The sequence below is a fragment of the Pseudomonas sp. 5Vm1k genome (assembly GCF_056161485.1).
The window spans coordinates 64223-84838 of the sequence record NZ_JBSPCZ010000013.1; the positions used below are offsets into that span (position 1 = coordinate 64223).

The 20616-nt window shown below is 61.8% G+C and carries 16 protein-coding genes and 1 pseudogene; all 17 read left to right on the top strand.

The window, feature by feature from the left end:
• Window positions 1-122: 122 nt before the first annotated feature.
• A pseudogene (locus ACWIKB_RS23460) lies at window positions 123-650 on the top strand (methyl-accepting chemotaxis protein); the annotation flags it as partial.
• 227 nt (window positions 651-877) lie between these two features.
• Window positions 878-1324, top strand: a complete 447-nt coding sequence (locus ACWIKB_RS23465; protein WP_475269685.1) for a DUF411 domain-containing protein — start codon at window positions 878-880, stop codon at window positions 1322-1324.
• The gene (locus ACWIKB_RS23470; RefSeq protein WP_475269687.1) at window positions 1324-1758 is read left to right on the top strand and encodes a YqaA family protein; all 435 of its coding nucleotides are present in this window, start codon (window positions 1324-1326) and stop codon (window positions 1756-1758) included. The genes ACWIKB_RS23465 and ACWIKB_RS23470 overlap by 1 nt, the downstream gene beginning before the upstream one ends.
• A 174-nt stretch (window positions 1759-1932) precedes the next feature.
• On the top strand, window positions 1933-2952 hold the full coding sequence (locus ACWIKB_RS23475; protein WP_475269689.1) for an alpha/beta fold hydrolase: 1020 nt from the start codon (window positions 1933-1935) through the stop codon (window positions 2950-2952).
• Window positions 2953-2965: 13 nt separating this feature from the next.
• Complete coding sequence (locus ACWIKB_RS23480; protein ID WP_475269691.1) at window positions 2966-3919, top strand: D-2-hydroxyacid dehydrogenase family protein; 954 nt, start codon at window positions 2966-2968, stop codon at window positions 3917-3919.
• Window positions 3920-4485: 566 nt separating this feature from the next.
• Window positions 4486-6072, top strand: a complete 1587-nt coding sequence (gene glgA, locus ACWIKB_RS23485; protein ID WP_475269693.1) for a glycogen synthase GlgA — start codon at window positions 4486-4488, stop codon at window positions 6070-6072.
• Between the two features lie 16 nt (window positions 6073-6088).
• Complete coding sequence (gene treZ, locus ACWIKB_RS23490; RefSeq protein WP_475269695.1) at window positions 6089-7882, top strand: malto-oligosyltrehalose trehalohydrolase; 1794 nt, start codon at window positions 6089-6091, stop codon at window positions 7880-7882.
• On the top strand, window positions 7879-9957 hold the full coding sequence (gene malQ, locus ACWIKB_RS23495; RefSeq protein ID WP_475269697.1) for a 4-alpha-glucanotransferase: 2079 nt from the start codon (window positions 7879-7881) through the stop codon (window positions 9955-9957). Before treZ ends, malQ begins: the two co-directional genes overlap by 4 nt.
• Complete coding sequence (locus ACWIKB_RS23500; RefSeq protein ID WP_475269699.1) at window positions 9954-12749, top strand: malto-oligosyltrehalose synthase; 2796 nt, start codon at window positions 9954-9956, stop codon at window positions 12747-12749. The genes malQ and ACWIKB_RS23500 overlap by 4 nt, the downstream gene beginning before the upstream one ends.
• Window positions 12750-12770: 21 nt before the next feature.
• Window positions 12771-13112, top strand: a complete 342-nt coding sequence (locus ACWIKB_RS23505) for a DUF2934 domain-containing protein (protein WP_475269701.1) — start codon at window positions 12771-12773, stop codon at window positions 13110-13112.
• A 252-nt stretch (window positions 13113-13364) separates the two neighbouring features.
• Window positions 13365-15524: a glycogen debranching protein GlgX gene (glgX, locus tag ACWIKB_RS23510; protein WP_475269703.1), complete on the top strand. Its 2160-nt coding sequence runs from the start codon at window positions 13365-13367 to the stop codon at window positions 15522-15524.
• A gap of 1 nt (window position 15525) precedes the next feature.
• Window positions 15526-16515: an acyl-CoA dehydrogenase gene (locus ACWIKB_RS23515; protein WP_475269705.1), complete on the top strand. Its 990-nt coding sequence runs from the start codon at window positions 15526-15528 to the stop codon at window positions 16513-16515.
• Window positions 16512-17270, top strand: a complete 759-nt coding sequence (locus ACWIKB_RS23520; protein WP_475269707.1) for a PIG-L deacetylase family protein — start codon at window positions 16512-16514, stop codon at window positions 17268-17270. The genes ACWIKB_RS23515 and ACWIKB_RS23520 overlap by 4 nt, the downstream gene beginning before the upstream one ends.
• The gene (locus ACWIKB_RS23525; protein ID WP_265045597.1) at window positions 17267-17866 is read left to right on the top strand and encodes a nodulation S family protein; all 600 of its coding nucleotides are present in this window, start codon (window positions 17267-17269) and stop codon (window positions 17864-17866) included. Before ACWIKB_RS23520 ends, ACWIKB_RS23525 begins: the two co-directional genes overlap by 4 nt.
• Complete coding sequence (locus tag ACWIKB_RS23530; RefSeq protein WP_475269708.1) at window positions 17863-18522, top strand: glycosyltransferase family 2 protein; 660 nt, start codon at window positions 17863-17865, stop codon at window positions 18520-18522. Before ACWIKB_RS23525 ends, ACWIKB_RS23530 begins: the two co-directional genes overlap by 4 nt.
• 178 nt (window positions 18523-18700) lie before the next feature.
• Window positions 18701-19459, top strand: a complete 759-nt coding sequence (locus tag ACWIKB_RS23535; protein ID WP_475269710.1) for a PIG-L deacetylase family protein — start codon at window positions 18701-18703, stop codon at window positions 19457-19459.
• A 308-nt stretch (window positions 19460-19767) separates the two neighbouring features.
• Window positions 19768-20556, top strand: a complete 789-nt coding sequence (locus tag ACWIKB_RS23540; RefSeq protein WP_475269711.1) for an endonuclease/exonuclease/phosphatase family protein — start codon at window positions 19768-19770, stop codon at window positions 20554-20556.
• The last annotated feature ends 60 nt before the right edge of the window (window positions 20557-20616 follow it).

The window sequence follows — 20616 nt, forward strand, 5'->3', positions numbered from 1 at the left end:
AGCGCGCCAGCGAACACGCGGATCGCTCGCGGGTGGTGGTGGGTGAAGCGTCCAGCAGTGTGGTGGCGTTGATTGAAGAAGTGGCCAGCGCCACGCATAAAGTCGAAAACATGCAGCAAGACGCGCAACGGATTACCGAGATTCTCGGGGTGATCGGTGCGATTGCCGGGCAAACCAACCTGTTGGCGCTTAACGCTGCAATTGAAGCGGCACGCGCCGGTGAACAGGGTCGTGGCTTTGCGGTGGTGGCCGATGAAGTCCGCGCCCTCGCCGCCCGGACTCAGGCCAGCACCTCGGAAATCAACGAAATGCTCAAGCGCCTGACCCAAGGCGTGAGCTCGTCGGTGGCGGCCATGGAAAACACCCAGGCCAGTTGCCAGTCCGCCGCCGATGCGACGGCGCGGGTGAACTCCGGTCTGGATGAAATGGCTGGTTCCGTCAGCCACATCAACAGCCTCAGCACACAAATCGCCACCGCCGCCGAACAGCAAAGCGCGGTGACCGAAGAGATCAACCGCAGCATGGTGCAGATCCGTCATATGGTGGATGAACTGGTGAAAAGCGGTCACGCCAGCGAACTCAACACCCAGCAATTGCTGGAAGCGAATAGCCGGGTGAGCTCGATCATGGGGCGGTTCAAGGTTCGCTGATCCAACCCTCCCATTGTGGGAGCATCCCATGTGGGAGCGGGCTTGCTCGCGAAGAGGGAGTGTCAGTCGCCATCAATGTTGACTGATACACCGCTTTCGCGAGCAAGCCCGCTCCCACAAGGGGCCATGCCCTTCTGCATTACTTCGAAACACTCTCGCCCCGCGCGGTCGGCTAAAGTCGTCAAAATGGCTCTTTTTTTGACCGCCACCCGAGTCGAGATCCTCCCATGCGAACCCACCTGCGTCTGGTCGCCCTGAGCGCCCTGTTCCTCTCCTCCCTGGCCCACGCCGCCGCCCCAATCCCCATCGAAGTCCACCGCGACGCCAATTGCGGCTGCTGCAAAAAATGGATCAGCCACCTGGAGGCCAACGGTTTCAAGGTCGAGGACCATGTCGAAGCCGACATGAGCCAGTTCAAGCAGCAGCACGGCGTGCCACCACGCCTGGCGTCGTGTCACACGGCGCTGATCAACGGCAAGTTCGTCGAGGGTCATGTTCCGGCCGAGCAAGTGCTGGCCTTGAGCAAGCGTGATGATCTGCTGGGGGTTGCCGCGCCGGGAATGCCCATGGGTTCGCCCGGCATGGAAATGGACGGCATGAGTGACGCTTATCAAGTAATTGGCCTGAAAAAAGACGGGACTGACACGGTGGTGGCGGACTACCCCGCCCATTGATGTCCGGCGCGTACATCGGGCTGTTCCTGGCAGCGTTCGGTGCCGCGACGCTCCTGCCGTTGCAATCCGAAGCGGTGCTGGTGGGGCTGTTGCTCAGCGATCGTTATTGGCTGTGGTCGCTGTTGGCGGTTGCGACGCTGGGCAATGTGCTTGGCTCGGTGCTGAACTGGTGGCTGGGACGCTGCATCGAGCGCTTTCGTGAGCGGCGCTGGTTTCCAGTCAAGCCCCAGCATCTTGCAACAGCCCGAAAGTACTATCAGCGCTACGGTCATTGGTCGTTATTGCTCAGTTGGGTCCCGGTGATCGGTGATCCGCTGACGCTGGTGGCTGGCGTGATGCGCGAACCGCTGGGGCGATTTCTGCTAATTGTGACCTTTGCCAAGGGCGCCCGATATGCGGTACTGGCCTTGGCAACCCTAGGCTGGATGAGTTAATTGAACCAGTGGGAGCGAGCCTGCTCGCGAAAGCGGTATATCAGCCAACATTTATTTTGAGGCAACCACCCCCTTCGCGAGCAGGCTCGCTCCCACATGGATTGCATTGCCTGTGTTTAATGTCGCCCTAATCGTGCCGTCCCAGCATCGACGAATTTCCCATGGAGTCCACCTATGTCCCCGTCCCGCTGGCTGCCCAGCCTGCTATTGACCGCCGCCCTGCCGCTTCTGGCTCACGCCGAAGGTCCGGAGTATGGCCCGGAACTCCAGGGCTTCGACTACCCCTACACGGTCAAGCACTTTGCCTTTCAATCCCAGGGCAAATCCCTGCAAATGGGTTACATGGACGTCGCCGCCCATGGCAAGGCCAACGGGCGCAGCGTGGTGCTGATGCATGGCAAGAATTTCTGCGGCGCCACCTGGGACAGTTCGATCAAGGCCCTGAGCGACGCCGGTTACCGGGTGATTGCCCCGGACCAGATCGGCTTCTGCACCTCAAGCAAACCGGACAACTATCAATACAGCTTCCAGCAACTGGCGACCAACACCCAGCAGTTGCTCAAGGCCCTGGGTATCCAGAAAGCCAGCGTGCTCGGGCACTCCACCGGCGGCATGCTCGCCACCCGTTATGCGTTGCAGTACCCGGAACAAGTCGAGCAACTGGCGCTGGTCAACCCTATCGGCCTCGAAGACTGGAAAGCCCTCGGCGTGCCGTATCGCACCGTTGATCAATGGTATGAGCGCGAACTCAAGCTCAGCGCCGACGGCATCCGCACCTATGAGCGCAACACCTATTACGGCGGTCGCTGGAAGCCGGAATTCGATCGCTGGGTCGACATGCTTGCCGGCCTGAACAAAGGCCCGGGGCATAAACAAGTGGCGTGGAACTCGGCGCTGATCTACGACATGATCTTCACCCAACCGGTGTATTACGAGTTCAAGAACCTGCAAATGCCAACCTTGCTGCTGATCGGCACGTCCGACACCACGGCCATCGGCAGCGACATCGCCAGCCCCGAGGTCAAGGCGAAGCTCGGTCACTACGACGTGCTCGGCAAGCAAGTGGCGAAACTGATTCCCCACTCGACCCTGGTGGAATTCCCCGGCATGGGCCACGCGCCGCAGATGGAAGAGCCGACGCAATTTCATCAGGCCCTGCTCGCCTGGCTGAACAAAACCAATCCCGTTCGTTGATGAGGTAAGGCTGATGGCTGTGCAGATTGCGGTGATCGATGACTGGCAGGACGTGGCCAGCGGCGTAGTGGACTGGTCGGTGCTGGAAAGCATCGGCCAGGTGAGTTTTCTCCATGACTACCCGGCCGACAACGCCGCCCTGGCGGAACGCCTGGGTGCGTACGCAGTGATTTGCGTGATGCGCGAACGCACGCGGTTCGACGAAGACCTGCTGCGCCGTTTGCCGAAACTCAAACTACTGGTCACTGGCGGCATGCGTAACGCGGCGCTGGACTTGAAAGCCGCCGCCGCGCTGGGCATTCAGGTCAGCGGCACCGACAGCTACAAACACGCCGCCCCGGAACTGACCTGGGCACTGATCATGGCCGCCACCCGCAATCTGGTAGCCGAAGCCAACGCATTGCGCGCAGGCCAGTGGCAACAAGGCCTGGGCGGTGACCTGCACGGCAAGACCCTGGCGATCCTCGGCCTGGGCAGCATCGGCCAGCGGGTCGCACAATTCGGTCAGGTGTTCGGCATGCGGGTGATCGCCTGGAGCGAAAACCTCACCGCCGAACGCGCCGCTGAAGTGGGCGTGACGTACGTCAGCAAGCAGGAACTGTTCGAGCAGGCCGATGTGCTCTCGGTGCATCTGGTGCTCAGTGACCGAAGCCGCGGGATCGTCGACGCCCAGGCACTGGACTGGATGAAACCCACCGCCCTGCTGGTCAACACGGCTCGCGGGCCGATTGTCGATGAACTGGCGCTGATTAAGGCGTTGCAGAAGAATCGCCTGGCGGGCGCGGCGCTGGATGTGTTCGAACAGGAGCCGTTGCCCGAGCTGCATCCGTTCCGCACGCTGGACAATGTGCTGGCCACGCCCCATGTCGGGTATGTCAGCCGGCAGAATTACCAGCAGTTCTTTTCGCAGATGATCGAAGACATACAGACTTGGGCGGCGGGTGCGCCGGTTCGGTTGTTGAGTTAAAGCAAAGATCAAAAGATCGCAGCCTTCGGCAGCTCCTACAGGGGAATACATATTCATGTAGGAGCTGCCGAAGGCTGCGATCTTTTGGCCGCACCCTCGAAATATCCTGCGCACCACATTGGTGCGAACACCAGTTTCCCCTCGCACACCCATGTGACTCCCACGTGACATTTTGGCCCGCCATTCCAAAAAAACATGCCCTTCGTCGGTGCGTTTGCCCCCCGTATTTGCACGTCCGTACCTCTTCAAACCGATTGTCGAACAATTTTGCCATTTGGTCTGTGACGCTCTAAGTTCTGGCCTAGACTGATTTTCGCGGGTCGAAACCGGTCGGTCACAAAGCGGGAAAAAAGTCGAAACTTTTACCTGTCGTGCAGAGTCCTCTCTTAGACAGGTGCATTGCGACTGGTGCAATCCTTGCAACAGCCCTTCCACCCTTTGTGCTTTAGCGTATTGGGCAGCCATTGCTCCTCGATGCGTAGCGCGTTTGCGCCCGGCCACAGGATTTGGCCACGAACACCGTTTGTGCCAGGCCTAGAATTAGATCAACAACACGGGAGATTCATATGATCAGTGCGGCTTTAGATATTCAGGGAGAACGTGCTCATCAGCAGGTCGGCGAATCGAGCGCCGTGAATGCCCCGAGCACCAAGACGATCAGCGTTCCAGGCACCAAGACGCTGGCACCGGTCGCCAGTCAGAACCCCAACAAGAAAAAAGTCCTGTTCGTTACCTCGGAAATCGCCGACCTGGTGAAGACCGGCGGTCTGGGTGACGTCTCGGCGGCGCTGCCACGGGCCATGGCTCACCTGCACGACGTCCGTGTGCTGATTCCCGGTTATCCGCAAGTGCTGCACAGCGAAAATCCAATCCACATTATTGGTGAACTCGGCGGCCATGCCGCGTTGCCGCCCTGCAAGATCGGGCGCATGGACATGCCTGATGGCCTGGTCATTTACGTGTTGATCTGCCCCGAACTTTACGAGCGCGAAGGTTCGCCCTACGGTGCCAACAACGGCCGCGACTGGCCGGACAACCACATTCGTTTCGCCCGCCTGGGCCTGGCCGCTGCCGATATCGCCGCCAACCTCGCGCAAATCCACTGGTGCCCGGACCTGGTGCACGCCCATGACTGGCCGGCTGGCCTGGCGCCGGCTTATATGCACTGGCGTGGACAGCGCACCCCGACGCTGTTCACCATCCATAACCTCGCCTATCAGGGCGTGACCAGCCTCGGCTCCTGCCCGGAACTGGGTATTCCCATGCACGCGCTGCAACAGGAAGGCATGGAGTTCTACGGCAAGATGTCGTTCCTCAAGGCCGGCATGGCTTATTCGAGCCACATCACCACGGTCAGCGCCACCTACGCCCAGGAAATCACCACCCCGGCCTTCGGCTGTGGCCTCGATGGCTTTCTTGCCGCCAAGACCCAGCAAGGCCTGCTCAGTGGCATTCCCAATGGCATCGACGAGAGCTGGGACGCCGCCACCGATCCGCACCTGTTCTGCCCGTTCACCATCGGCGACTGGGACGGTAAAGCGGTCAACGCCGCCCATGTCCGTGAGCTGTTCGGCCTGGAAGATTCCGAAGGTCCACTGTTCGCCGTGGTGTCGCGACTGGTCTACCAGAAAGGCCTGGACCTCACCGAAGCGGTGGCCGAGTTCATCGTCGAACAAGGTGGCCAGATTGCAATCATCGGCCGTGGCGAGCCGGAAGAAGAACAAGCTATGCGTGAACTGGCCCTGCGTTTTCCCGGCCAGGTCGGCGTGCGCATCGGCTTCAACGAAACCGATGCCCGGCGCATGTTCGCCGGCAGTGATTTCCTGCTGATGCCTTCGCGTTACGAACCTTGCGGCCTGAGCCAGATGTATGCCCAGCGTTTCGGCTCGTTGCCGGTGGCACGCAATACCGGCGGCCTGGCCGACACCATTGAAAACGGTGTGACCGGTTTTCTGTTCGACGAATCCACCGTCGAGAGTTACCGCGAAGCCGTGAGCCGTGCGTTCAAAGTCTTCGCTTTCCCCGATCTGCTGCACGCCATGCGTTGCCGCGCCATGGCCGCACCGTTCAACTGGTGCAAGGCGGTCGAACCCTACGCCGAACTCTACGAAAAACTGGTGGCTAAAGCCTTGGGTAAATCGGGCCATAAATAATTAGAGGTTTTCAAAGATGCCGTTACGGACCCTTGAGACTTGGCCCCACGGCGCAATCATGCTGGACGCTGAACACACGCGTTTTGCCTTGTGGGCGCCAGATGCGTTAAACGTCAGTCTCGAACTGGATGATGGACAATCAATACCGCTACTGCCCCAGGCCGATGGCTGGTTTGTGATCAAGACCCGCTGCCCGGCCGGCACGCGATATCGCTACAACATTGATGGCGAACTGGAGGTGCCCGACCCGGCCTCCCGCGCCCAGGCCGGAGACCTCGACCGCCACAGCGTGGTGGTCGATCCCCTTGCCTACCATTGGCAACACAATGCCTGGCAAGGGCGGCCGTGGAATGAAGCGGTGATCTACGAACTGCACGTCGGTGCGCTCGGCGGTTTCAGTGAAGTCGAGCAGCACTTGGCACGTCTGGTCGAGCTGGGCATTACCGCGATCGAACTGATGCCCCTGGCGCAATTCCCCGGTGAGCGCAATTGGGGTTACGACGGGGTCCTGCCCTACGCGCCTCAAGCCTCCTACGGCTCCCCCGAACAACTCAAACACCTGATCGACACCGCCCACGGTCATGGCCTGGCGGTGATTCTCGACGTGGTCTACAACCACTTCGGCCCCGACGGCAATTACTTGCATCGCTACGCCAAAGGCTTCTTTCGCGAAGACAAACATACGCCGTGGGGCGCGGCCATCGACTTCCGGCGCCGCGAGGTGCGGGACTTCTTTATCGAAAACGCCTTGATGTGGTTGCTCGAATACCGCTTCGACGGTTTGCGCCTGGACGCCGTGCACGCCATCGAAGACCCGGACTTCCTCCAGGAACTGGCGCAACGGGTACGCCGGCAAACCGCGCCGGGCCGCCACGTGTGGCTGAACCTGGAAAACGAACACAACCAGGCCAGCCTGCTGGAGCAAGGTTTCGATGCGCAGTGGAACGACGACGGCCACAACGCCCTGCACGTGCTGCTGACCGGCGAAACCGACGCCTACTACGCCGACTACGCCGAGAACCCCACGGAACAACTGGCGCGCTGCCTGAGCGAAGGCTTCGTGTTCCAGGGCCACATCAATCGTCATGGTGAAGCACGAGGCGAACCCAGCGGTCACCTGCCGCCGAGTGCCTTTGTGCTGTTTCTGCAAAACCACGACCAGATCGGCAATCGCGCCTTTGGCGAACGCCTGCATCAACTGGCGCCGACCGACGCGTTGAAAGCGGCGACTGCGCTGCTGCTGTTGTCGCCGATGATTCCGCTGATGTTCATGGGCGATGAATTCGCTGCCGAGCAACCGTTCCTGTTTTTCACCAGCCATCACGGCGAACTGGCGGAGTTGGTACGCGAAGGCCGGCGCAACGAATTCGCGGCGTTCAGTGCCTTCCAGGACCCGCACAAACGCGAGCAGATTCCCGATCCGAATGCGCCGCAGACCTTCGAGGCGTCGCAGCCCAAACCCGCCGATGAGCCGGCCCAGCAAGCCATGCATGACCTTTACCGGCAGCTGTTGCAACTGCGTCATCAACACATCATTCCTCACCTGCCCGGCGCCCTGGCCCTGGGTGCCGAGGTGCTGGCCGAGGGCGCGGTGAGCGCTCGCTGGCGGCTCGGCAACGGCAGTCTGCTGCGTATTGACCTGAACCTCAGCGACGCGCCTGTGGTCCACCCTCCACAGGCCGATGCTTCGCTGTTGTTCGAACACCCACCCGCGTCCGGCCTGTTGAACCAGAGCAGCCTCGCCCCTTTTTGCGTGCTCGTCAGCCTCACGGCTGCAAACCCTTTGCTACCTGATGGAGAGCGCCTATGAGCGATGCGCAACTGGAAATACTGGCCAGCCGTGCTGGCCTGGCAGTCGACTGGATCGACGCCAACGGACGCCCACAGAAAGTCGCCCCGGCCGTGTTGCGTGCGGTCCTGATCGGGCTGGGCCACCCGGCCAGCACCACTCAGGAAATCGACACCAGCCTGCTGCAATTGCAGCAAGTGCAACAGACCCGCCACCTGCCGCCGCTGATCACCGCCGACGTGGGCAAGGGCCTCGACCTCGCCCGTTATTTCGAGCCTGAAACCCCGTGCGAAGTGCACCTCGAAGACGGCGCGCGCCTGAGCCTGAAACTCGATGCCAATGCGATCCTGCCGGGCCTGATCCCGGTCGGCTATCAACATGTCAGCATCGACGGCCAGTCCTTCACGTTGGCCGTGGCCCCCGAGCGCTGCTACAGCGTCGGCGATGCGGTCGACAGTCCGATCCCGCGCACCTGGGGTTTGAGCGTGCAGCTGTATTCGCTGCGGCGCCCCGGTGACGGTGGCTTTGGCGATACCCAAGCCCTCGAAGACCTGGCCCGCGTCGCCGGTGAGCGCGGCGCCGAGGCGCTGGCGATCAGCCCGATGCACGCGATGTTCAGCAGCGACACCCATCGCTACAGCCCATATTCGCCGTCCAGCCGCTTGTTCCTCAACAGCCTCTACGCCGCGCCGGGAGCGATCCTTGGCGAGCGCGCCCTGCGTGATGCGATTGACGCCACCGGGCTGGCCGAACAACTGCAAGAGCTCGAAGCCCTGCCGCTGATCAATTGGCCGGTCGCCGCCGAAGCCAAGCATCGGCTGTTGCAGGCGCTCTACGAAGGTTTCGTCCAGGGTGAACACCCTTTGCACGAAGACTTCAGCAGCTTCCGTCATGCCGGCGGTGAAGCGCTGGAAAACCACTGCCGCTTCGAAGCCATCCAGGAAGCCCGCGCCGCTCGCGGTGAAGACCTGGACTGGCGTCACTGGCCAGAACAATGGCAAGACCCGCGCAGCGCTGCCCTCGCTGACTTCGCCGAAGAAAACGCCGGGCGCATCGGCTTCTTCGCCTTCTGCCAATGGCTGATCGACCGTTGCCTGGCCCGGGCGCAAAGCGCAGCGGTCGGAGCAGGCATGAGCATTGGGCTGGTGGCCGATCTGGCGGTCGGCGCCGATGGCGGTGGCAGCCAGGCCTGGAGTCGCCAGGACGAATTGCTCGCGTCCCTGACCGTCGGCGCTCCACCGGACATCCTCAACCGTTCCGGTCAGGGCTGGGGCATCTCGGCGTTTTCCCCGGAAGGCCTGGTGCGCAACGGTTTCCGCGCATTCATCGAAATGCTGCGGGCCAACTTCGCCCACGCCGGTGGCCTGCGCATCGACCATGTGATGGGCCTGCAACGGCTGTGGGTGATCCCCAACGATGCACCGCCAGCCGATGGCGCGTACCTCTATTACCCGGTGGACGACATGCTGCGTTTGCTGGCCCTCGAATCCCATCGACATCAAGCAATTGTCCTCGGCGAAGACCTGGGCACAGTAGCCGACGGCCTGCGGGAAAAACTCATCGCTCGCTCGATCCTTGGCATGCGCGTGTTGCTGTTTGAACAGGACAACAGTCACTTCAAGTCGACGCTCGAATGGCCGGACAACGCCCTGGCGACCACCAGCACCCATGACTTGCCCACGCTCAACGGCTGGTGGCATGGCCACGATATCGACTGGAATGCCCGGCTCGGGCTGGTCGATGCCAACGGCGAGATCGAGTGGCGCCATCACCGTGAGCGCGAGCGCGAAGGCCTGCGCCGGGTGCTGACCGAGGACCCGCAGAACTTCCGCGAAGAGTCCCACGAAACCGATCAGGTGCTCGACGCCGCGATCCGTTTCCTCGGCCATACCCGCGCGCCTCTGGTGTTGTTGCCGATGGAAGATGCCTTGGGTATCGAACAGCAAGCCAACCTGCCCGGCACCATCGATACGCACCCCAACTGGTCACGGCGTTTGCCCGGTAACAGTGAAGCGTTGCTTGATGACCCGGACGCCGCCCGACGCCTTGAACTGCTCGCCTGCGCGCGACTCCAGGCGGCCGAGCGTGACCAATGAGCCAGGCGCTGATCCAACCGCTGCGGGCGACCCTGCGGCTGCAGTTTCATAAAGGCTTCACCCTCGACGATGCGGTGCCGCTGGTGCCGTATTTCGCCAGCCTGGGCATCAGCCATGTCTATGCGTCGCCGCTGCTCAGCGCCCGCGCCGGTTCCATGCACGGCTACGACGTGGTGGACCCGACCACGGTCAACCCGGAACTCGGCGGGGAAGCGGCGCTGCGGCGTTTGGTCGATGCCCTGCGCCAGCAGAAGATGGGGCTGATCCTCGACATCGTCTCCAACCACATGGCCGTTGGCGGTGGCGATAATCCCTGGTGGCTGGACTTGCTGGAATGGGGACGCCTGAGTCCTTACGGCGAGTTTTTCGATATCCAGTGGCATTCCCCCGACCCGCTGATGGAAGGCCAGTTGCTGCTGCCGTTTCTGGGCAGTGACTACGGCGTCGCCTTGCAGGACGGCACCCTGCCCTTGCGCTTCGATGCCGAGCACGGCGCGTTTTATGTCGAGCACTACGATCATCACTTTCCGATCTGCCCGACCGGGTACGGAGAACTGCTCAAGCCTGACGATCAACTGAATGCCGAACAAACCGAGCAACTGAAGTTTTTGGCGGATCGTTTTGCCGCCCTGAGCTACCAGACCGACGCCCACAGCCTGGCGATTCCCCTGCAAGAGGAACTGCGCGAGTTGGCAGGCGACCCAGCCATGCTGCACGCCATCCAACAGCAAATCAGCACTTATGACTCGCTGACGACAGAAGGCTTTCAAAACCTGCACAACCTGCTGGAGCGCCAGAGTTATCGACTGGCCAGTTGGCGCACGGCGGCGGACGACATCAACTGGCGGCGCTTCTTCGACGTCAACGAACTCGGCGGTCTGCGCGTTGAACGCCCGGCGGTGTTCGAAGAAACCCACGCGAAAATCTTCGAGCTGATTGCCGAGGGTCTGGTGGACGGCTTGCGCATCGACCACATCGACGGCCTCGCCGACCCTCGGGGTTACTGCCGCAAACTGCGCCGTCGGGTCGATAGCCTGTCACCGCAGCGGCACCTGCCAATCTACGTCGAAAAGATCCTCGGCGAAGGTGAAACCCTGCATCGCGACTGGTCGGTGGACGGCACCACCGGTTACGAGTTCATGAACCAATTGTCGTTGCTGCAACACGATCCCGCAGGCGCCGAAACCCTCGGTGAACTGTGGAACCGCCACAGCGAACGGCCGGCCGAGTTCATCCAGGAAGCGCAACTGGCGCGCCAGCAGATCCTCAACGGTTCGCTGGCCGGGGATTTCGAAAGCGTCGCCCAGGCCTTGCTGCAAGTGGCCCGGGATGACGTGATGACCCGCGACCTGACCCTCGGCGCGATCCGCCGGGCGTTGCAGGAATTGATCGTGCACTTCCCGGTATACCGCACCTACATCAGCCCGCGTGGTCGCTCTGCCGAAGACGATGTGTTTTTCCAGCAAGCCATGGACGGTGCACGCCAGACGTTGGGCGAGGCCGACTGGCCGGTGCTCGATTGCATCGCCGGCTGGCTCGGTGGCGAACCCTGGCGCAAACGCCCGGTGGGCCGCCAGCGCAAGATCCTTAAACATGCCTGCGTGCGCTTCCAGCAACTGACTTCGCCAGCGGCGGCCAAGGCAGTGGAAGACACCGCGTTCTATCGTTCGGCGGTGTTGCTGTCGCGCAATGACGTGGGCTTCAGCACTGAACAGTTCAGTGCACCGGTCAGTGATTTCCACGACGCCTGCCTGCAACGCTTTGAAGCCTTCCCGAACAACCTGCTGGCCACCGCGACCCACGATCACAAGCGCGGCGAAGACACCCGGGCGCGGCTCGCGGTGTTGAGCGAGCGCAGTGGCTGGTACGCCGAACAGGTCGAGCACTGGCGCAGCCTGGCGCGCGAACTGCGCACTGATGACAACTCACCCTCGGCCGGTGATGAGTTGATTCTCTATCAAGCGATCCTCGGCAGTTGGCCACTGGAGTTGCGCAGCGATGATCAACCGGCGCTTGCGGACTACGCCAAACGCCTCTGGCAATGGCAGCAAAAAGCCCTGCGAGAAGCCAAGTTGCAAAGCAGCTGGAGCGCGCCGAACGACGCTTACGAACAGGCTACCGAAGCCTTTCTCAATCGCTTGCTGCTGAGCCCCGAAGGTCAGCCGTTGCGTTCGGCCCTTGGTGAAGCAGCACAGGCCATTGCCGCGCCCGGCGCGTTGAATGGCTTGGCGCAAACCTTGCTGCGCATGACCGTGCCGGGGGTGCCGGACCTCTATCAGGGCAACGACTTCTGGGACTTCACCCTGGTCGATCCGGACAACCGCCGACCGGTGGATTACGCCGCTCGACAACAGGCTTTGCAGGCGCCACTCGACCTGTCCGGGCTGTTGGCGAACTGGCGTGACGGGCGCATCAAGCAACGCCTGATCGCCCGCACCCTGAACGTGCGGACCGAGCATGCCGAACTGTTTCGCCAAGGGACCTATCAAGCCCTTGAAGTGGTCGGCAGCGAGGCTCATCGCGTGTTGGCGTTCATGCGTTCGCTGGAAGGCAAACGCGCCATCGTGATCGTGCCGATACGCTGTGCCGGGTTGCTGGAAAACAGTGCCACGCCTCAGGTGGACGCGCTGCGATGGGGCGATACACGGGTGAAATTACCGTTCACCACCCCGAACGAAAACCTGAAGGGACTTTTTTCAAACGCCGCAGTCACAAAAAACATGGAGCTGGAAATCAGCGCCGCGCTGGGGGACTTCCCGGTCAATCTCTTTATCCAAACTATCGACACTTGAGTTCAGTTCAGGAGCATTGCGATGAGTACCGAAGATAAACGCGTTCGCGAATTTGCCTATCAAATCTGGGAGTCGGAAGGGAAACCCGAAGGCCAGGAAGCACGCCACTGGGAGATGGCGCGCAAGCTGGCTGAAGCCGAAGCCTTGGCGCCGAAAAAATCGCCGAAAGCTGCCGGCAGCAAAACTGCTGCGGCCAAACCGGCCGCCGCCAAGACTGATAGCAAACTTAACGGTCAGGCCGATGGCAAGGCTGCAGCGTCGAAAGCCAAGGCCAAACCTGCTGCGGCCGCCAAAGTAACCCCGCCGGGTGAAAAGGCTCCCGAGAAAAAACCTCGCGCCGCGAAAAAACCACCAACGGTTTGACGCTAAACGCCTTGTCCTGATTGATCTCGTGGCGAGTTCGCTCGCCACTGTGGGCGCACTCGCCCGGAATAAAGAGCGTTTGAACTGAAAAACTGCAATCCCTGTGGGAGCGAGCCTGCTCGCGAAAGCGAACTGTCAGCCGGGATTGATGGTGACTGACACACCGCTTTCGCGAGCAGGCTCGCTCCCACAGGGTCTGCACCAGACCAACTGACATCACCGTACTCGTACCCCTTTTTTGCAGGAGCATCTATGACCAATCCAAAGAAAGCCGCGCCAGAACCTCAAGCCGAGGCCTCGCGAATTCGTGAAGGCTTGCCCTTCCCGCTGGGCGCGACCTGGGATGGTTTGGGGGTTAACTTCGCACTGTTCTCCGCCAACGCCACCAAGGTTGAACTGTGCATCTTCGACGACGCCGGCGAAGTCGAACTGGAACGTATCGAACTGCCGGAATACACCGACGAGATCTACCACGGCTACCTGCCCGACGCCCATCCGGGGCTGATCTACGGCTACCGTGTCTATGGTGCCTACGACCCGGCCAACGGCCATCGCTTCAACCACAACAAATTGCTGATCGACCCCTACGCCAAACAATTGGTCGGCGAGTTGAAATGGTCCGAAGCGCTGTTTGGCTACACCATCGGCCACCCTGACGCCGACCTCAGTTTCGATGAACGCGACAGCGCGCCATTCGTGCCGAAATGCAAAGTCATCGACCCGGCGCACACCTGGGGCCACGACCATCGGGTCAGCGTGCCGTGGGACAAGACGATCATTTATGAGACTCACGTGCGCGGCATCAGCATGCGTCACCCTTCCGTCCCCGAGAATCTGCGTGGCACCTTCGGCGGGTTGATGGTCGATGACGTACTCGAACACATCCGCAAGCTCGGCGTGTCGACCGTGGAATTGCTGCCTATCCACGCGTTCGTCAACGACCAGCACCTGCTGCACAAAGGCATGACCAATTACTGGGGCTACAACAGCATCGCCTTCTTCGCCCCGGACCCGCGTTACCTGGCCAGCGGCAAGATCGCCGAGTTCAAGGAGATGGTTGCGCACCTGCACGAAGCCAATCTGGAAGTGATCCTCGACGTGGTCTACAACCACACCGCCGAGGGCAACGAACAAGGTCCGACCCTGTCGATGCGCGGTATCGACAACGCCTCGTACTACCGCTTGATGCCTGACGACAAGCGCTTCTACATCAACGATTCCGGCACCGGCAACACCCTGGATTTGAGTCACCCGTGCGTGCTGCAAATGGTCACCGACTCGTTGCGCTACTGGGCCACGGAAATGCACGTGGACGGTTTCCGCTTCGACCTCGCGACCATTCTCGGGCGCTACCACGACGGTTTCGACGAACGCCACAGCTTCCTCGTTGCCTGCCGCCAGGACCCGGTATTGCGCCAGGTGAAAATGATCGCCGAGCCCTGGGACTGCGGCCCCGGTGGTTATCAGGTCGGTGGTTTCCCGCCGGGCTGGGTCGAGTGGAACGACAAGTTCCGCGACACCGTGCGCGCGTTCTGGAAAGGCGACGACGGCCAACTGGCGGACTTCGCCAGCCGCATGACCGCGTCCGGCGAGATGTTCAACCAGCGTGGACGCCGGCCATATGCGTCGGTGAACTTCATCACCGCCCACGACGGTTTCACCCTCAACGACCTGGTGTCGTACAACGACAAACACAACGAAGCCAACGACGAAAACAACCAGGACGGCAGCAACAACAACCTGTCCTGGAACCACGGCGTCGAAGGCCCGACCGACGATCCCGAGATCAACGAACTGCGCCTGCGGCAGATGCGCAACTTCTTCGCCACGCTGCTGCTGTCCCAAGGCACGCCAATGCTGGTGGCCGGTGACGAATTCGCCCGGACCCAGGACGGCAACAACAACGCCTACTGCCAGGACAGCGAGATCGGCTGGGTCAACTGGGACCTCAGCGAAGACGGCAAGGCCTTGCTCAAGTTCGTCAAACGGCTGATCAAGCTGCGCCTGGCCTATCCGATCCTGCGACGCGGGCGGTTCCTGGTGGGCAATTACAACGAGGACATCGGTGTCAAAGACGTCACCTGGCTGGCCCCGGACGGCAGCGAGATGAGCACCGAACAATGGCAGGAAGCCCACGGTCGTTGCCTGGGCATGCTACTCGATGGTCGCGCGCAGGAAACCGGCATCCGCCGCAAGGGGGGCGATGCGACGCTGCTGCTGGTGGTCAACGCCCACCACGACATCGTCAACTTCACCTTGCCGGAAGTGCCGGACGGCGGTCACTGGACTTGCATGATCGACACCAACCAGCCGTCGATTCGCGGCCAGGAACGCTTCGAGTTCGGTCACGAATATTCGGTCACCGGCCGCTCGCTGCTGCTGTTCGAATTGCAGCATGAGGAAGAAGAGTGAAATGGACCTTCAAGCGTTCCTTCAACAGCAACCACCGGACTACGCCGATACTCAAGCGCTAGGCCGGTGCCTGCGAGCGCTGGTGGAGGCGGGTCTTGATCAGCTTCCACAACCCGGCAGTGGCCGGACGCTGGAGCGATTTCAGCGACTGGCCGAGGTCGGCGGTCACGACCTCGGGTTGTGCAAATTGTACGAGGGGCATACCGACGCGCTGGCGATCATCCAGCAACTCGGTGGCTCGCCAACGCCTGCCAGTACCTGGGGCATGTGGGCCGCCGAACCGCCGCAGGCCAAGGTTCGAATCAGCCCTTCGGGGCACTTGGTGTTGCTCAATGGGCGCAAGGCGTGGTGCTCGGGCGCGGCGGTACTCAGCCACGCCTTGCTCACCGCGTGGGATGAACAGGATCGCCAGCAATTGGTGGCGGTGGCGCTGGATCAACCGGGAGTGAACATCACCGCTGACGGCTGGCACGCCGTGGGCATGCGCACCACTGGTAGCGTCGAGGTGCTGTTCGAAGGGGCCGAAGCGCAAGCCATCGGTAACCCCGGCGACTATTTGCAGCGTCCGGGTTTCTGGCAGGGCGGGATCGGGATTGCCGCGTGCTGGTATGGCGCAGCGCAGAGCATTGCCGAACGCTTGCGCCGTCACTGTGCGCAACGGCCGGAACCGCATGCCCTGGCGCATCTCGGCGCGGTGGACAGTGCCTTGCATGCAGCGGCACAAGTGTTGCGGGTCAGTGCTTTGACCATCGACGCTACGCCGCTGGAAGACGCCGAATTACTCGCCCGGCGCGCCCGTGCAGTCGTCGAACACAGCGCCGAACTGGTTATCCAGCACGTCGGCCACGCCCTCGGCGCCGGCCCGTATTGCAAGGATCGGCAGTTCGCACAGTTGATCGCTGACTTGCCGGTGTTCCTGCGGCAAAGCCACGCTGAACGGGACCTCGCCGCCCTCGGCGAACAGGTGGTCAGCGGAGGGTGGACGCTATGAAACCCAACCCCATCGTCGGCCAGGGTACGCCGCTGCACCTGTGGCAAACCTCCCAGCATCTGGCGCAATTACCGGTGATCGACATTCTGGAACTCGTGCCGGAAGGTTCGCGCGCGGTGATCATCGCTCCGCATCCCGACGACGAGGTGCTGGGCTGCGGCGGTTTCCTGCAACTGCTCGCCGCCGCCGGCCGGGCATTGCAGCTGATCTCCGTCACTGATGGCAGCGCCAGTCACCCCGGCTCCCGACGCTGGCCCGTGGAGCGCTTGAGCGCCGTGCGCCCGCAGGAATCCGCCGAAGCCCTGCGCCGGCTCGGCTTGCCACTGCACAGCCTGAAGTGGCTGCGTGGCGGCTTCGCCGACAGTCAGGTGGCGGCGCGGGAAGTCGAGTTAAGCGCGTTCATCGAACGTCACTTACGACCCGACGACGTAGTCTTCACCACGTGGCGCGAGGACGGCCATTGCGACCACGAAGCCGTGGGCCGAGCCAGCACCGACGCGGCCAATCGAGTCGGCGCGACCTTGCACGAATTACCCGTCTGGACCTGGCACTGGGCGACCCCGGAAGACAGTTTTGTGCCGTGGGACCGCGCACGGAAAATTCTGCTCGACCCTCACCTTGTCGCCCGCAAGCGCCACGCCATCCATGCTTTCGCCAGTCAGTTGGAGGGCGACCCGCAAGTCGGCCTACCGCCGGTACTCGCCCCTTACGTGCTGGACCGACTGCTGCAACCCTTCGAAGTGGTGTTTCTATGAGCGTCGAGGATCGCTATTTCGACGGGTTGTTCTCAGGCAACGATGATCCTTGGGCGTTTCGCCAGCGCTGGTACGAACAACGCAAACGCGCGATCACCCTCGCCGCCCTGCCCCGACCGCATTATCGTGCGATCTTCGAACCCGGCTGCGCCAACGGTGAACTGAGCGCCGAGTTGGCCAGCCGTTGCGACCGCTTGCTGTGTTGCGACACCGCAGCCGCCGCCGTCGCACTGGCCCGCACGCGCCTGAGCCTGTTCGACCACGCCGAAGTCCGCCAAAGCCGTTTGCCGGGCGAATGGCCCGAAGAGAAATTCGACCTGATTGTCATCAGCGAGATCGGTTACTACCTGGATGCCGACGACCTCAAACGCCTGATCGTCTTGGCCGAACAATCGCTGACCGCCGACGGCCAACTGCTCGCCTGCCACTGGCGCCCGCCCATCGACGGCTGCCCGCTGAACGCCCGCCAGGTCCACGACCTGCTCCACGAACATTTGCACTTGCCGCGTCTGGTCCTGCATCAGGAAGCGGATTTCCTGTTGGAACTCTGGAGCCGGGAACCGCGCTCCGTTGCGGCTCTGGAGGGCTTGCGATGATTGGAATCCTGATCCCGGCGCACAACGAAGAAGACTTGCTCGAAGCGTGCATCCGCGCGGCCCTGCGTGCCGGCTGCCATGAACGGCTGGAGGGCGAATCGGTGATGGTGCTGGTGGTGCTCGACAGCTGCACCGACCGCTCCGCGCAGATCGTCGCGCAATACCCGGTGCACAGTCTGGCGATCGAGGCTCGAAATGTCGGGGAAGCCCGGGCCGCCGGGGCACGGTATCTGCTGGAACAGGGCGCGCGCTGGATTTCCTGCTCGGATGCCGACAGCCTGGTTTCAAAGGACTGGCTGGTGGCACAACTGGCCCTCGGCGCCGACGCGGTGTGTGGCACGGTCACCGTCGATCAGTGGACCGCCGATTTCGACGAGTCGGCACAGATTCGCTATCACCAGCACTACCAGGCCCGCGACGGTCACCGGCATATACACGGCGCCAACCTGGGCATCAGCGCCGAGGCTTACCAGCGGGCTGGCGGGTTCGAACCGCTGGCGTGCGATGAAGATGTGCAACTGGTCCGGCAGCTCGAACTCTGCGGCGCGAATATCGCCTGGAGCCATCAGCCGCAGGTGCTGACCAGCGCTCGTCTGGACAGCCGGGCACAGGGTGGTTTCGGGGATTTTTTGCGAAACATGGTACAGATTGACTAAAAAAACCGTATCAGATGAAACGGTGACGCGACGAAAACGGATGTATGAGCAATACTCTGTTCGCTGCAATCCAGGGTTCGGAGCGCGGCATATTGCTATCAACCAGCCTTCACGGGTCGGCCAGGCTTGAACATTCAAGTGGCACGACTGAGGGCGAGACAGAACAAGGACGTAGCCCATGAAAACGGTTTACCTCAACGAAAGCAGCCTGCCTGTCCAGATCTGGAACAACGCCCCGCAACTGGACAACATCCCGGTCATCAACACTCAAACCCTGATCCCGGAAGGCGCACGCGCCGTGGTGATCGCGCCCCATCCCGGCGACGAAGTGGTCATGTGCGGCGGCTTGCTGCAGTTGCTGTCCACCCTCGGCCATCCCCTGCAATTGATCTCGATCACCGACGGCAGCGCCAGCCATCCAGGCTCGCAGCAATGGTCGGAAAAACGCCTGAGCGTGTTCCGCCCCCAGGAAAGTGTCGAGGCCATGCGCCGCCTCGGGTTGCCAATGCATAGCCTGAAATGGATTCGCGGCGGTTTCACCGATAACGCCCTGGCCGAGCGCGAACAGCAACTGAGCCACTACATTGCGCGCTACTTGCGACCGGGGGATGTGGTGTTCAGCACCTGGCGCGAAGACGGCATCGATGACCATGACGCGGTCGGCCGGGCTGCTGCCAGGGCTGCAGCGATTGTCGGTGTGGCGTACAACGAAATCCCGGTCTGGGCCTGGCACTGGCCGATGCGCGAGCAAGGGCAGATCCCCTGGCACCGGGCGCGCAAGGTACGTCTGGACACCTGGACCATTGCCCGCAAAAGCCACGCCACCCACGCCTACGCCAGCCAGCTCGACGGCGAACCGGCCATCGGCATCGCCCCGCTACTGCCCAGGGTGCTGCTGGAGCGGATTCGATTGCCGTATGAAATCGTGTTTGTCTGAACACAATCATCAAAATCACAGAGATCCCCTGTGGGAGCGAGCTTGCTCGCGATAGCGGTATGCCAGTCGATATTGATGGCGACTGATACACCGCTATCGCGAGCATGCTCGCGAATGCGGTGGGTCGTTCCCCATCAATATTGGCTGGCAGATCGCATTCGCGAGCAGGCTCGCTCCCACAGTTGATGTGTGTTGGACACAGGTTTTGTGGATACACACTTATCGAGGATATCCCTGCAATCGGGCTGAACTGCCCGCACTCGCATCAGTCGCATTACTTGAGCAGCCCCGATTTTTGAGGAGCCAATGTGACCAGCGATTCACTGAAATCCGTGCCCCTGAACACCCCCACAGCCATCCATCGACTGCGAGTGCTGACGGTCAACACCCACAAAGGGTTTACCGCGCTTAACCGGCGTTTCATTCTGCCGGAACTGCGCGAAGCGGTACGCAGCACCTCGGCGGATCTGGTGTTCCTGCAGGAAGTGGTCGGCGAACACGAGCGGCATTCTTCCCGTTACAACGAATGGCCGCAGATGTCGCAATACGAGTTCCTGGCCGACAGCATGTGGAGCGATTTCGCTTATGGCCGCAACGCGGTCTACCCCGACGGTCATCACGGCAACGCGTTGCTGTCGAAGTACCCGATCCGCGAATTCCGCAACCTCGACGTTTCGATTACCGGCCCCGAGCGTCGTGGCTTGTTGCATTGCGTACTGGACGTGCCCGGCCACGCCGAAGTCCATGCGATCTGCGTGCACCTGAGTCTGCTCGAAAGCCATCGCCAGTTGCAGTTGCAGCTACTCTGCCAACTGCTCGAATCCCTGCCCGACGATGCGCCGGTGATCATCGCCGGTGATTTCAACGACTGGCAGTTGCAAGGCAATGCCGCCCTCGCCCGGCGCGATTATCTGCACGAAGCCTTCGAACGCCATCATGGCCGCCCCGCGAAGACCTACCCGGCGCGCTTCCCCCTGTTGCGCCTGGACCGGATCTACCTGCGTAATGCGACCAGCCATCACCCGAAAATACTCGGCACCAAGCCCTGGACGCACCTGTCGGACCATTTGCCGTTGGCGGTTGAAGTGCACCTGTGATCAGCCCCACGGGCTGATTGATCAACGCTCCCCTTCCACCTGTCATATCTGACAGTAGCG